Source organism: Streptomyces sp. NPDC005784, assembly GCF_042871525.1.
Classification (GTDB): domain Bacteria; phylum Actinomycetota; class Actinomycetes; order Streptomycetales; family Streptomycetaceae; genus Streptomyces.
The window spans coordinates 164821-178321 of record NZ_JBIAIQ010000016.1 but is presented as its reverse complement, the minus strand read 5'-3'; the positions used below and the strand labels follow the sequence as shown (position 1 = coordinate 178321).

The window sequence follows — 13501 nt, the reverse complement described above, 5'->3', positions numbered from 1 at the left end:
GCGGGCGGGTGGGTGCGGGAGACCCGGGGAGCGGCGACCGGCATCCCCGGCAGCCGGCGATCCGTCCGGGTTCCCGCACTTGTCGCGGCGGTTCGTGCGACAGGGGCTCCTGTCGTCAGCGCCGGATCGTCGTCAGCGCCAGATCGCCTGGACCGAGTCGAACTGGACCCAGGTGATCGGGTTGCCACTGTTGGCGCCGTAGATGGTCACGGAACCGGCGGTGTTCACCTCGAAGCGGCAGGCGTTGATGCCCTGGCTGTTGTTCCGGGGGGCCGTGGCACGGATGTATCCGGTGGGCAGCGTCATCGACGCGGGCAGCGTGGCGATCTTGGTGTCCGCGCTGAGGCTGCAGGTGATCGCGCCGCGGGCCTGGAGGAACGTGGTGCCCAGGATGGTGACGGTGCGGACCTGCGGAGTCGCACCGGTCTGCGGGGTGATGCCGGACTCCAGCACCAGATCGGTCCACGCGGTGGCGTCGACGGCGGCCGCGGCCGCGGGGGTGGCGGTGGCGAGGCCGGTGACGGCGACAGCGGCGGGCAGGCCGAGGGCGGCACCGAGGATGCTACGGCGGCTGTGGGACATGGTCGTTGGTCTCCTTGACGAGGCCGTGTGCGGAAGAAGGGCGGGTGGTGAGCGGCGCGGTCAGCGCCAGACGGCGCTGAAGTTGTCGAGCTGCGCCCAGGTGATGACGTTGCTGGAGTTCCCGCCGAACAGGCGCAGCTGGCGGTCGATGCCGGCCTCGGCCCGGGCGACGCAGTAGCCGCCGACGTTGTTGCGCGGAACGCTGCAGCGCGTCGCCATGCTCGGGGAGAGGGTGTCGGGCAGGGTGCCGATGACCGCGTCGGCGTCGAAGCTGCCCTTGATCCCGCCGCTGAGCTGCAGCGTCGTGGTGCCGCTGACGCTGATGAGGCGTCCCTTGGGGGCGTTCTGGTCGGCGGTGACGCCGGAGGCGAGAGGGATCGTCTGCCAGTCGGTGAGCACCTTGACGCCGTCGACCTCGGGGGCCCCGGAGAACGACGCGATGGTGCAGGTGCGCGGTCCGGTGTCCTCGCAGGCGAAGCCGAAGTGGAGATACGGCACGCCGCTCACGACCTCGACGGTGATGCCCTCGGGCTCGCGCCATTCGAGACCCGGCGCGGCGGTGATGAACTGCCGGTCGAGGACGTTCCCGGTGGCCCACTCGAGGGCGGTGATGTAGGTGTTGCCCGGCGCCGGGTTGGTGCTGCTGTAGGCCTCGCCGTTGAGCAGGTACAGCACGCCGCTGTGGGACGCGTACCCCTGGAAGGTGCCCAGTCCGGTGGGCTGCGCCAGGCGCTGGAGAGGCGTGAAGACCCCCGCCGCCGCCTGCGTCAGGTCGTACCGCTCGAAGTACGTCTGGTTGCCGTTGATGGTGAACCGGACGATGAGTTCGTTGGTGCTGCGGTCGATGGTGGGGGTGACGAAGAGGGCCCCCGTCGCGGGCGTGTACGGCGTGCTGTGCAGGGAGGACCCGTAGTCCAGCACCGTCCCGGACCGGAAGTCGAAGTTGGTGACGGCCGTGCCGAAGCCCTCGTTCTTCGAGTTCTTCACGGACGCGGTCTCGGTCCACAGGCGGATGACTCCGCTGCGGTTCTCGACACCCAGGTTGACGCCGTGGCCGAAGCCCCGCAGGTACATGTACCCGGTGATCGCGCCCGACCGGTTGAGGCGGGTCACGCACATGTCGCCGTGGAGGTTCCGGTCGTCGTAGGACACCGGACCGGACTCACCGCTGAGGGTCAGCCCCCCTTCCATCAGCTGGAGGGTGAAGATGTCGCCGGACACCGGGTCGATGCCGAACGACTGCATCACGGTCTCGTTCTTGAGCGGGCGCCGGTGGAGCAGCTTGCCCACCGGTCCCGCGATGTCTATCTGTCCTGCAAGAGTCACGCTCAACGACGCCGCTCCATCCGCACGTTACCGTGCCGTCACATTCAAGGTGGCGCAAGTGTCGCATGGGTGCTGTCAGTTCAGGCGTGCGGTGGTGGCGCGCCATGGTGTCCGACCGGCGGCCGGGCCCCCGCAGTCGGCCGGCAACCCGCGGCCACCACGACAGTGACGGTTAGTCATGAGCATGCTGTTAGGCTCCGGTCACGCGTGTGGGGGGAGCGGCCGGGGGGCCGGGGAACGCCAGGGCAACGTCGTACGTCCCGCCATGCCTTCTTGTTGCCTTCAGGAGGAACCGTGGCCCGATTCGGCCGTCGCCGACACGGAAACCGACTCAGAGCGGCTCTCGACGCAGGCTCAGCACGTCGCGGTGCTCCAGTGGCACGTACCGCGGCCGTCCTCGCGACGGCGCTGGCCCTCAGCATCCCGCTCGCCTCCGTGCCGTTCCCGGCGGCGGCCGCCCCGCAGCCCGGTGCGGCCGGAGAGCTCGTGCTGCCCGCCGCTCCGCGTGCCGTCCCCAGAGCCACACAGATCCTCAACGCGGGTGCCGGCGGGTTCCTTTGGGCCCAGGAGGGCGACGACCGGCTCCTGTGGACGGACTACGCGACCGGCGCCACGACCGCACTGGAGCAGCGGCTGGACGTCCCCGTCCAGTACGACATCGACAGCGGCCACTTCAGTGCGGCCGCCTCGTTCCGGACCGGCTACTACGGCAAGGGGTCCGACACCGTCGCCCTCTACTCCGAAGAGGACGCACAGGTCACCCTCCTCCGCGGCGCGGGCACCTCGCAGGACACCCGTGTGGTGCCCGTGCCCGAGGGCCACACCTACCAGGGCACCTTCGGCGACACCGTCCTGACCAGCAGCAGCACCGGCGGCAACGGAAACCCGAACGCCTACCAGTTGTGGCGCGTGCAGGGCGGAGGCGAGGTCGCGCAGACACCCGTGACCGGGCTGCCGGACGGCGCGGGAAACGTGTTCGTCGAGGACGGCGACGCCCGGTCCGTCATCCTCCGCTACGACACCGGTGACAACGAGTCGGGCTGGAGCCACTGGGGCATCGTCGACCTCGCCACCGGCGTGTTCAGCACGCTGCCCGACCGGGTCGACCCGGAGAACGGCTGGGAGGTGACCGGCTTCCGGCTGGGCACCGACTCCGTCCTGCGGCTGCGCGGCGGGCGCAGCAAGGCGGACGTGTACGACCGTGACGACCTGTCCGCCGCGCCGCGTACCTTCGACACGGGTTCCCTGAGCTACCAAGCCGCGTACGGGATCATCGGCGACAAACTGCTCGGTGTCGAACCGGTGTCGCCCGGCGACAACAAGTACCGGGGCCAGCCGCTGTGGGCCCTGACCTCGGACGGTACGGACACCGACCTGACGAAGGTCATGGATCCGGCCGCCCAGCAGATCGTCCAGGCGCCGGACGGCTCCGTCCTCGTGGCGGGCGCCGATCGGTACGTCGAGCAGGGCGACCTCGACTGGGGTGTGTACCGGATCGGCCGGGCGGCCGACGGCTCGGTCACCCGCAGCCGTCTGACCGCCGTGCAGCCGATGCCCGCGCAGATCAACGGCCTCTCGCTCGGCAGCGGCATCCTCACCACCGCCGACAACAGCACGCTGTACGAGCCGAACACGATCCTCGGTGCCTATCGCAGCACCTGGCTCACCACGAGCGGCACCCCGAGCGTCGTCAGGACCAGCGTGGACGGGTTGGTCAGCGGTTGGGACGGCGACTGCACCGGCGGTGCCACCCGCTGCATCAAGATGTTCGCCGACGGCACCGGCCGCCACGGCCGGCGCGACTCCACCGAGTCCGGCCTCACCATGCTGCGCGCCAACGGCGCCACCGGCTGGGGCCCGACCCTCGACACGGGCGACGACAGCCCTGAACTCCAGGACCTCTCCGGGCGGTACGCGGTCGTGGACGGCGCCTCCTCCGGCAACCAGTACATCGGTGAGTTCGCCGACGGTTCGGCGGGCAAGGTCCTGCAGAAGCGCGACAGGGTCGCCGCGGCCGTCTGGGGCGACACCCTGTGGAGCGGCGCCGGCACGGGAGGCAAGGTCACGGCCACCCGGCTACCGTCCGGCACCGCGGTGGAGTCCTTCACCACCCGCAACGGCTGTACTCCGTCCAGCCTTCAGGCCGTGGGCCGCTGGGTGTACTGGACCTGTGTGGACGACTGGGGCACCGTCAAGGGTTCGGGCGTCTACGACCGTACGGCGAAGCGCACCGCCACCGCCCCGGCGGGCAGGGTCCTGCTCGGTGACGGCTACCTCGTCGAGCGCGTCGGCAACACCCAGTCGGTCAGCGGGCTGAAGCTCGTCGACCTGCACGGCGGGCTGCCGTCCAGCGGCGACTACACGGATCTGCCGAGCCGCAAGCTCGCCGACTGGACCGACCTCGGCCGGGACAACGTGGGGGTGGGCACGACCTGGACCGTGGACCGTTTCGGCGGTGGCGTCGCCTACGCCGACCGCGAGCAGCGCGTCCACCTCGTACCGACCGGCGTTCCGGCATCCGCGCTGTCGGCCATCGACTCCACGGTCACCGCCGGGGCGGCGAGCTGGTCCGGCGCCTGGTGGCTGTCGAAGCCCGCGGCCTCCTGGAAGGTGACCATCCGCCGCAAGTCGTCCGGCGCCACCGTGCGTACCGTGTCGGGGTCCGCCGCCGGCGGTTCGCTGAAAGCGGCCTGGGACGGCAAGGACTCCGCGGGCCGTCTCGTCACCAACGGCGCCTACACCTGGACGCTCACCGCTCAGCCCGCCGACGGACAGGGTGCCGCCCTCGCCCTCTCCGGGGCCATCGGGGTGACGGCCGGAGCGGCGGCACCGCGCGACTACGCGGGCAAGGACGGCGTCGGCGACCTCCTCACCCTCGACTCCTCCGGCACCCTCACCATCCAGCGCGGCACCGGCACGGGCACGCTGGGCAGCAAGGTCTCCGGTTCCGGCTGGCCGACCACCGCGAGGTTCGTGCCCTTCGGCGACCTCAGCGGTGACCGCTGCAACGACGTCCTGGTCCGGCTGAGCAGCGGAGCCCTGCGCGCCTACCGCCCGGCTTGTGGAGCGGCACCGACGCCCTCGACGCCGTACACCTCGCTCGGTACGTCCGGCTGGAGCCAGTACGACGTGCTGACCTCGCCGGGGGACGTCACCGGCGACGGCCGTCCCGACCTGATCACGCGCGAGACGTCCACCGGAGCGGTGTACCTGTACACGGGGACGACCGCGGGGACCCTGTCGGCGCGGGTGAAGCTGTACGGCAACTGGAAGACGTACAAGAAGGTCGTCGGGGCCGGTGACCTGAACGGGGACGGCATCGGCGACCTTCTCGCCCAGGACACGTCGAACAACCTGTACCGGTACTACGGCAAGGGCAACGGCACGTTCGGGGCCGGCGCGAAGGTGTTCTCCGCCTGGGGTTCCTCCTACAACGCGATCGTGGGAGTCGGCGACATCACCGGCGACGGCAGGGCGGACCTCGTCTCGCGCGACACCGGCGGCAACCTGTACCGCAACGGCGGCGACGGCAAGGGGTCGTTCGGCGGGCGTACGAAGATCGCGACGGGCTGGCAGGGGTACCGGGCCGTCATCTGACGAAGATCGACCTCCTGACGCCCGCCGGCGGCCCCGGGCAGGTCGGTGGTGGAGTCGACGAGCGGCCCCGACAGCATGCTGTCGGGGCCGCTCCACGAAGCGTCGGTTCTTCTTCGCGGGTCGGAAACGGCGTGCCGTGTCCCTATGCGGCACCACTGATCTCGGGGGCGATGAAGCGCCGGTGGAGCGGGCTGAAGGCGGTCTCGGGTTCACCGGTCAGGCCGGCCTTCTGGATCGCGGGTGCGAGCCGTTCGGCGAAGAAGGCCTCGAACGCCTCCTGGGATTCCCAGACGTCGGTGACGTGCAGTCCCTGGGCGTCGAACCAGGCCACATGCATCTGACCACCGGCCGCCGGCACCTGTTCCCAGTCGACCGCGTCCCGCACGGTGTCGTACTGCTCCGGCGTGACTCCTGCCCAGTGCATCGACATCACCATTGCCATGTCCAGCCCCTTACTGCTCGTAGTGGCCTACGCCGTTCTCGGACCAGCAAACATCCACTCGGGGCCGCACACACCTCCACGACGGCCAAAGGCGTTCCCCCGCCGGTGCCGAGCACCGAGATCGTTCCACCCGCCGAGCCGCACCGGACAGAGCGCGCGGAGGCACACCGGCGCCTGCGAAAATCCCCGTACGCTCCAGAACAGGATTCGGACAAAAGGAAGTTGGGGTGGGATGGGAGACGGACGGCGGCGTCCTGACGCAGCGGATCTCGTGGTGGCCGGCTGCGGATGGCTGCTCATCGTGGCCGCCATCGCCTCGCCGGGGCTCCTGCTGAACGACGGGCCGCTGACGGCGTACATGGTTGTCGTCGGCGCCGTGACCGGGCTTCTGTGGGTCCGCAAGAGGCTGTATCGCTGACGGCTCCCGTCGGCCCTCGGCCCCACCGGGCCCCGCCTCCGTGCGGAGAGGGGACCGGGTCCCTGCGCCGGAGAGTTCGACACCGGCGGGGATGGGCGGTTGTGGCCCCCTGTCGTACAACTTTCCTTGATTCAGGGAGAGTTCACCTCTGGCTGCCGTCCTCCTGGTGCGGACGGCTCCGGGCGCCGGCTCTCCGGAGGGACGGCGCGACGACGGAGCAGCGAGGGGGCCAGGCTCAGCGTCACGGCGACCGAGGCGGCGGCCATGACTGTCATCGCCGTTCCGGGCGAGGCGAGTTGGGCGATACCGCCCGCCAGTGCCGCGCTCACGCCCTGCATCGTGAGCATGCCCGCCGTGTGGAGTCCGAGGGCGTGGCCGCTGAGCTCGTCGGGGATCAGGGCCACCAGCCGCTCCTGCTGGATCAGACTCGACCCGAAGCCGATCGAGGCGACGGCGACGAGGCCGGCCGCCACGGCCACGCCCGGACGAAGGACGAAGAAGAGGTACGGCGTCGCGAGCAGCAGCAGGAACGGGACGCCCAGACGGGCGCGTACCCGTGGTGACAGCAGACGGCCTGTCGTCACGTCCCCGACGAACATGCCGAGGGCCGCGAAGGCGAACAGCGCGCCGGCCCGGCTCGGCGCGTACGACACGTACAGCGATTCGCAGCCGACGACCAGGCCGTTCGGCACCCAGAGCAGGAGATAGAGGGTGCGGCGTTCCGGTGAGGAGAAGAGGCGGGCGTTCGTACGCCAGGTCCGGGCGATGGACGGGCGGCCCAGGGCGCGGGGTGCGCGGGGTGTCAGGCCGAGCCGCGCCGTCAGGGCCGCCGCGAGGTACAGCCCGGCCGCCAGCAGGAGCGTGACGCGCGGGGACAGCAGGGCCACGAGGACGCCACCGGTCGCGTATCCGGTGATCTGGGCGATCCCGCTCATCATGTTGAACACCGAACGCCCCAGCAGATAGCCCTCCTTGGCGAGGATCTCGTTCAGCAGGCCCCACAGGACCCCGCCGCCGAAGGACTGGATCAGGCCGAGGAGCAGGAGAACGGCGAAGATCGCCCAGATCGGGAGACCGGGGATCGCCACGGCCGCCGTGCCGAGCCCGAAGAGGAGCGCGATGCCCGCCACCGTCGCGCGCGGCGGCAGCCGGTCGGCGGCCGAGAGCATGGTGGTCGCGCCGACCATCTGGGCGAGCGAGGGGCCGAACATGCTGAGCGCGGTGAGCAGCGGCGAATCGGTCGCCCGGTACACCAGGGTGCCGAGGGCCAGACCGCTCACCGTCGAGGCGGCGGTTCTGAAACAGGAGGACAGGAACAGCGGGGTGAACTCCCGCGTGCGGAAGAGCTCGGAGTAGCTGCGCATGCGGGGAGTCTGGGGGGCCGTACGAGCGGTCGATATTGTTTCGCACAGGGGCGAAACATCGAGGAAGCAGGGTGCGGGCATGGGCTGGTGGCAGGTGAACGCCGACACGCTCGCCGGCAGCCGTTTCGTGCTGTCGCCGCTCGCCGAGACGTTCGCCTGTCTGAAGCTGCTGCACGCGGGGGCCGCCACGCATCCCGGTGAGCGCGCCTGGCTGGGCGTCCATCTGCCGGCGTACCGGGAGCGGCTGGCCGCCGACCCCGTCACCGCGCTCCTCGTGCGCTGCGGGCTCGGGCCGGAGTGGATCGCCGACTTCCTGACCCCGACCCCGTACGGCGACGAGACCTTCGAGGCCGAGGTCGCCCGGGTGCGGGAGGCCTCGAACCAGGACGCCCGTGCCCATCTCGCCCGCTCGGTGGGCGGCCCGCTGCCCGCCGGTCTCGCGGACCGCGACGATCTGCCCGAGCGGGCCGCCGCGCTGCTCACCGCCGTCTGGGAGGAGTCCGTACGTCCTGACTGGGAACGGCGGCGGCGCGTCCTGGAGGCCGATGTGGTGGCGCGGACCGCGCAGCTGAGCCAGGGCGGCTGGGCGGCGGCCCTGGACGGGCTGCGGCCGGGGACACGCTGGCTCGGCGGCAACCGGCTCCAGGTCAACCTCCACGAGTACCCGCCGCGCGAGATCTCCGGCGCCCAGCTCGTCTTCGTGCCCGTCACACCGAAGGCCGGATGGGTGTCCTGGGAGGAGTCCCGCCGCTACGCCGTCGTCTACCCGTGCACGGGGGCGCTGGCCGACGTACGGGCGGCGGCGGTGCCGGAGAGTCTCGGGGTACTTCTCGGGACGGCCCGCGCCGGTGTGCTGGTCCGCCTCGACTCGCCCCTGTCCACCAGTCAGCTGGTCGCCGTGACCGGGCAGGGTCTGGGGTCGGTCGGACGGCATCTGCGGGTGCTGCTGGACGCGCGACTCGTGGAGCGGCGGCGGGCCGGACGGTCGGTGCTGTACTCGCGGACGGCCGCCGGTGAGGTGCTTGTCACAGCGCAGGGCGAGGGACGGACCGGCGGGACCGGCGGGACCGCCATCTACCGGAGTTAGCATCCGCTTATGACTACTGACAACTCTGTGCTCGACGTCGAGATCGGAGCCCTCCAGGGGGGCTCCGCCGATCTGTCCCAGTACGCGGGCAAGGCCGTCCTCATCGTGAACGTGGCCTCCAAGTGCGGACTGACCCCGCAGTACGCCGGTCTTGAGCAGCTGCACGCGCGCTACGCCGACCAGGGCTTCACCGTCCTCGGCGTGCCCTGCAACCAGTTCCTCGGGCAGGAGCCCGGCAGCTCCGAGGAGATCGCCGAGTTCTGCTCCGCGACCTATGGCGTGACCTTCCCGATGACCGAGAAGGTCGAGGTGAACGGCGACGCGCGGCACGGGCTGTACGAGCGTCTGGTGGGCACCGCGGATGCCGAGGGGCACTCCGGCGACATCCGCTGGAACTTCGAGAAGTTCCTGATCGGGCGGGACGGCAGCGTCGTCGGCCGCTTCTCTCCGAAGACCGAGCCGGAGTCGGCCGAGCTCGTCTCCGCGGTCGAGAAGGCGATCGGCTGAGCCCTGCCGTTGACCTTGCCCCTGGGGCAAGGGGGAGCGTCCTTGTCACCGGGCGGAAGGCGCCCGGTGACGGAGGATGACAGGGTGGACAAGGACCTGCTCACCATCGGCGCGTTCGCCTCGCGGGCGCGGCTCTCGGCGAAGGCCCTGCGGCTGTACGACCGGCTGGGGCTGCTGCTTCCGGCATACGTCGACGAGGTCAGCGGCTACCGCTACTACCGCGCCGAGCAGACCGAACGGGCCCGGCTCGTCGCGCTGCTGCGCCAGCTGGACATGCCGCTGGCCCGGATCGCGGACGTGGTGGAGGCGCGCGGTGCCGACGCGGCCGCGCTGCTGGCCGCGTACTGGGACGGTGCCGAGGCCCGGTTCGCTTCGCAGCGGGCGCTCGCCGACTACCTCCGTGGACGTCTTTCCGGGAGGAGTTCCGAGATGTACGAGAAGTTCGCCGTCGAGACCGCCGAGGTGCCCGAGCACGTCGTGCTGACCGAGAAGCGGCACGTCCTGGCGCCCGAGCTGCCGGTGTGGATCCCCGGGTCGCTGGGGCGGCTGGAGGAGGGCGCCCGGGAGGCCGGCGGTGTCACGGGGCCGCCCTTCGTCGTGTACCACGCCGAGGTCGGCGTGGAGAGCGACGGACCGGCGGAGGCGTGCGTGCCGGTCGCCGACGAGGCCGCGGCACGGGCCTGGGCACAGCGGCAGGGCCGGGCCACCGGGGTCGAGGTCCGGGTCGAGCCGGCCCGGCACATCGCCTACGTCCGCATCAGCAAGGCCCAGGTCGCCCACCCGCAGATCCTCGCCGCCTTCGAGGCGGTCGAGAGCTGGGTCACCGAGCGGGGACTGTCCGTCGACGGCCCGTGCCGGGAGATCTACTTCGCCGACTGGGACGCGGCGGGGCCCGAGGACGCGGTGTGCGATGTGGCGTTCCCGGTGAAGCGAAGTGACCGAAGTGACGCGAAGTGAAGTGGCGTGAGGCGGCGTGAAGTGAAGTGAGGCCAGGGCGTGGCGTGGCGCGACTGCCGCGCCGCGCCCACCTTCGTGTGGTGCAGCACCCACCTTCGTGTGTCATTGCGGCGCCTCACCCGGTGTCCGTGTACGAGTGGGAGTTTCGGTGGTCTCGTCCGCTCTCGGGAGTTCGCTGTGCCTACTGTCACTTCCTCGGTCAACGTTCTCGCCCCGCCGCCGGGAGGAGGGGAATCCACGGAAGTGGCGGAACACCGGCTCTGGTGGGAGGGCTACGCGTACACCGCCCGGATCGCCCGGCACGGCACCCCCGTCACGGAGCCGCTGCTCGTGCTCGGCGGGTCGGACCAGACGCGGTACTCGTGGATGCGGCACGAGCGGTGGCTCGGGGAGCTCGGCACCGTCGTCACGGTGGATCTGCCCGGGTTCGGGGACGCGGACTTCCTGCCCGCCGAGCACGGGATCGACTTCCTCGCGGAGTGCGCGGGGCACATGCTTCGCGAACTCGGGCTCGGCCCGGTGAACCTCTACGCGGGGTGCTACGGCGGTGCGGTCGGGCTCCGGCTCGCCCAGCGGAGTCCGGAGCTGCTGCGCCGGGTCGCCGTGCAGGGGGTGTCGGACCACATTCCGGGCTGGTTCGCCGAGGCGCTCGTGGGATGGGTGCGGCTCTTGGAGGAGGGCCGCGTCGAGGAGACCGCCGAGGAGTTCGTACGGTGCTTCGTGCCGCCGCCCGGCGACCGCACCGTACGCAAGCACGCCGCGCTGACCCGGCTGATGTACCAGCAGTTCGCGGCGCAGACCCCGCGCGACGTCGCCGTGACGGTCGAGCGGAACCGGCGGCTGCTGGCCCACGAGTGGTACCGGCGCGCGCCCGTCCCCGCCGTCCCGTATCTCGTGTTCACCGGCGAGCACGACACGCTCGCCACGCCCGACCTGGTCCGCTCCGTGGCGGCGGACCTGCCGGGCGCGTGCTTCACCACGATCGCGGAGTGCGGCCATCTGGCCCATCTCCAGCGGCCCCAGGACTTCTGCGACCTGCTCGTCCGGTTCTTCCGCGACCAGCGACCGGAGGACGCGGGCCTGCCGTACTGCGGGCCGTTCGAGCGGTTCTAGTGCCTGTTGCGGCACCGGCGGCAGGGGCTCAGCGCAACTCCTCCGGGCACGGTGTCCCGCGCGGGAGCTGGTACGGCGCCGCGAGCCGGTAGGTGCCCGGCTTCGGGGCCAGCAGCTCCGTCCACGTGTCGCCCGCCGCGGTCTCCTGCGTCGCCATCAGACAGCCGTTGAGGTTGTCGTACGTCTTCGGGGTGCCGTCCGCGCGGCCCTTCGACGCCTTCGTCTCCTGCGGCGGCTTCAGGCTCTTTCCGTCCTCGTCGACGATGCTCAGCCACGGCGAGTACGGGATGCGGATGAGGATGCGGCCCGCCTCCTTCACCTCGATGGTCAGCTCGCCCTGCTCGGCCAGGTCGACGACGGCGTGCGGTTCGGCGAGCGGGGTGGGGTCGGTGACGGTGAAGAGCTGCCAGTTGGCGTCGCCCCAGATCTGCCGGAGATAGGGCATGCCCCGCTGGACGAGCTCACGTTCGCGCTGGCCGCCGTCGCCGTCCGGTTCGCCCTTGGGCAGCACGACGTAGCGGATGGCCCAGCGTTGCAGCCACTCGTGGTAGTTCGCGGAGTTGAGCGTGTCGTCGTAGAAGAGCGGGTTGCGCTCCATGTCGGCCTGACGGTTCCAGCCGCGGGCGAGGTTCACGTAGGGGGCCAGGGCGGACGCCTCGCGGTGCGAGCGGGCGGGGACCACCTCGACGCGGCCCTTCTCGGCGTCCACCACCTGGAGCTGGTTGACGAGCGGGGCCAGCTCGCGCGCCCAGGACGCCGCCGGGGTGGTGTGCACGATGTCGTCGACCGTCTTGAAGCCGATCCATCCGTTGAATCCGACGAAGGCGACGACGACGGCGTACCACTTGCGCGACTTCGGCACGGTGAAGGGCAGTGCGGCGATCAGCGCGACGCCCGCGAAGAGCATCGCCAGGCGGGTGATGTTCGAGCCGATCTGGGAGCTGATCAGCCAGACGAGGACCACTGAGAGGCCGTACACCGCCGCCGTGATCCGGACCGTCGTCCACTCCTTGGGGACCAGGAAATAGACCGAGACCGCGCACGCGAGCGGCAGGATGACCGAGAAGAAGGTCATCGGCTGGGTGCCCGAGAAGGGGAACAGCAGGGCCGAGAGCCCGACCACGATCACCGGAGCGATACCGAGGGCGTAGGCGCCGGGGCGGCGCTTCTGGAGGAACATCGCCGCCGCCAGCAGGCCCACGAAGAGTCCGGCGACCGGCGAGGCGGCCGTCGCGAGCGCGGCGAGCGGCGCGGCGCACAGGGCCTTCGCCCAGCGTTTGTAGCGCCAGCGGTGCGGCCAGCAGAAGACGACGGCGACCGCGGCGAGCGCGAACATCGTGCCGAGACCGTAGGTCACGCGACCCGAGATGGCGTTGCAGAAGAGTGCGAAGACACCCGCGAGCACCGGAGCCATCGGGTTCCGGACGGCTCGGCTGCGGACGAGGATCATCGTCAGCAGGCCGGCCGAGAGCGTCCCGGCGATCATCATCGTCGTGCGGACGCCGAGCACCGACATCAGATACGGCGACACCACGCTGTACGAGACCGGGTGCATCCCGCCGTACCAGGCGAGGTTGTACGCCGAGTCCGGGTGCCGGCCGACGAACTCCGCCCACGCGTCCTGAGCCGCCAGGTCACCGCCACTGTTCGCGAACGTGAAGAACCACACAATGTGGAGTACGCCGGCGAGGGCGGTGAAGAGAAGGACGGGATAGCGGCGGAAGAGGTCCAGCAGCTTGCCGCCGCCCGGCGCGAGCGCCTCGGTCCCACCGGGACCCTCGGCATCGCCACCGCCCGCGGCCGCGTCTCCGGCTGCATCTGCGTCTACATCTGCGTTTACGCCTACGCCTACGTCACGGACCGCCTCGCGGGTGCCGCCGTGCAGCGGTATTCGCGGGCCCGTTCCCTGGCCCGGATCGGCGTCGTCGGCGTGTGTCGGCTCCGCTGTCGCCACTGCAAGGTACTCCCCGTGTCCCGTTGTCCGTTCTGGGCCGGGACCCGCGGCTCGCGAGCAGCCCCGATTAGCGCGACGCTAGCACGCACACCGCCGGACGGCTCCCGAGTGGGGCGCCGTCCGACGGAGTACGGTGCGGGTGCCGCTCCCCGCT

General features: G+C 71.0%; 11 protein-coding genes. 6 read left to right on the top strand and 5 right to left on the bottom strand.

What is annotated here, in order from left to right; genetic code table 11:
* Window positions 1–132: 132 nt before the first annotated feature.
* Together ACFYR3_RS24900 and ACFYR3_RS24895 are read right to left on the bottom strand one after the other, a co-directional pair.
* Window positions 133–582, bottom strand: a complete 450-nt coding sequence (locus tag ACFYR3_RS24900; protein ID WP_355847379.1) for a hypothetical protein — start codon at window positions 580–582, stop codon at window positions 133–135.
* Between the two features lie 60 nt (window positions 583–642).
* Window positions 643–1908 carry a hypothetical protein gene (locus ACFYR3_RS24895; RefSeq protein WP_355847441.1) on the bottom strand — a complete coding sequence of 422 codons (1266 nt, stop codon included), beginning with the start codon at window positions 1906–1908 and terminating at the stop codon, window positions 643–645.
* Window positions 1909–2283: 375 nt separating this feature from the next.
* Here ACFYR3_RS24895 and ACFYR3_RS24890 point away from each other — a divergent pair, with 375 nt between their 5' ends.
* Window positions 2284–5505 carry an FG-GAP-like repeat-containing protein gene (locus ACFYR3_RS24890; protein ID WP_389284750.1) on the top strand — a complete coding sequence of 1074 codons (3222 nt, stop codon included), beginning with the start codon at window positions 2284–2286 and terminating at the stop codon, window positions 5503–5505.
* Between the two features lie 142 nt (window positions 5506–5647).
* Here ACFYR3_RS24890 and ACFYR3_RS24885 read toward each other — a convergent pair whose 3' ends face one another.
* Window positions 5648–5947: a hypothetical protein gene (locus ACFYR3_RS24885; RefSeq protein WP_355847373.1), complete on the bottom strand. Its 300-nt coding sequence runs from the start codon at window positions 5945–5947 to the stop codon at window positions 5648–5650.
* Window positions 5948–6179: 232 nt separating this feature from the next.
* Here ACFYR3_RS24885 and ACFYR3_RS24880 point away from each other — a divergent pair, with 232 nt between their 5' ends.
* Window positions 6180–6365: a hypothetical protein gene (locus ACFYR3_RS24880; protein ID WP_355847370.1), complete on the top strand. Its 186-nt coding sequence runs from the start codon at window positions 6180–6182 to the stop codon at window positions 6363–6365.
* A gap of 131 nt (window positions 6366–6496) precedes the next feature.
* On the opposite strand, the gene ACFYR3_RS24875 is transcribed toward ACFYR3_RS24880, so the two are convergent.
* Window positions 6497–7729 carry an MFS transporter gene (locus ACFYR3_RS24875; RefSeq protein WP_389284749.1) on the bottom strand — a complete coding sequence of 411 codons (1233 nt, stop codon included), beginning with the start codon at window positions 7727–7729 and terminating at the stop codon, window positions 6497–6499.
* 79 nt (window positions 7730–7808) lie between these two features.
* Here ACFYR3_RS24875 and ACFYR3_RS24870 point away from each other — a divergent pair, with 79 nt between their 5' ends.
* From ACFYR3_RS24870 to ACFYR3_RS24855, 4 genes are all read left to right on the top strand, one after another.
* The gene (locus tag ACFYR3_RS24870) at window positions 7809–8816 is read left to right on the top strand and encodes an ArsR/SmtB family transcription factor (protein ID WP_389284748.1); all 1008 of its coding nucleotides are present in this window, start codon (window positions 7809–7811) and stop codon (window positions 8814–8816) included.
* Between the two features lie 9 nt (window positions 8817–8825).
* Window positions 8826–9323, top strand: a complete 498-nt coding sequence (locus ACFYR3_RS24865; protein ID WP_356780308.1) for a glutathione peroxidase — start codon at window positions 8826–8828, stop codon at window positions 9321–9323.
* Between the two features lie 66 nt (window positions 9324–9389).
* Complete coding sequence (locus ACFYR3_RS24860) at window positions 9390–10280, top strand: MerR family transcriptional regulator (protein ID WP_355847359.1); 891 nt, start codon at window positions 9390–9392, stop codon at window positions 10278–10280.
* Between the two features lie 177 nt (window positions 10281–10457).
* On the top strand, window positions 10458–11393 hold the full coding sequence (locus ACFYR3_RS24855; protein ID WP_355847356.1) for an alpha/beta hydrolase: 936 nt from the start codon (window positions 10458–10460) through the stop codon (window positions 11391–11393).
* A 28-nt stretch (window positions 11394–11421) separates the two neighbouring features.
* On the opposite strand, the gene ACFYR3_RS24850 is transcribed toward ACFYR3_RS24855, so the two are convergent.
* Window positions 11422–13347 (bottom strand): MFS transporter, encoded by a 1926-nt coding sequence (locus ACFYR3_RS24850; RefSeq protein WP_355847353.1) that lies wholly within the window; start codon window positions 13345–13347, stop codon window positions 11422–11424.
* Window positions 13348–13501: the final 154 nt, after the last annotated feature.

Excerpts from the sequence above, each read along its gene's own strand:
- ACFYR3_RS24865 (WP_356780308.1), top strand. The coding sequence starts at position 8,826 with ATGACTACTGACAACTCTGTGCTCGACGTCGAGATCGGAGCCCTCCAG.
- ACFYR3_RS24870 (WP_389284748.1), top strand. The coding sequence starts at position 7,809 with ATGGGCTGGTGGCAGGTGAACGCCGACACGCTCGCCGGCAGCCGTTTC.
- ACFYR3_RS24885 (WP_355847373.1), bottom strand. The coding sequence starts at position 5,947 with ATGGCAATGGTGATGTCGATGCACTGGGCAGGAGTCACGCCGGAGCAG.
- ACFYR3_RS24900 (WP_355847379.1), bottom strand. The coding sequence starts at position 582 with ATGTCCCACAGCCGCCGTAGCATCCTCGGTGCCGCCCTCGGCCTGCCC.
- ACFYR3_RS24875 (WP_389284749.1), bottom strand. The coding sequence starts at position 7,729 with ATGCGCAGCTACTCCGAGCTCTTCCGCACGCGGGAGTTCACCCCGCTG.
- ACFYR3_RS24880 (WP_355847370.1), top strand. The coding sequence starts at position 6,180 with ATGGGAGACGGACGGCGGCGTCCTGACGCAGCGGATCTCGTGGTGGCC.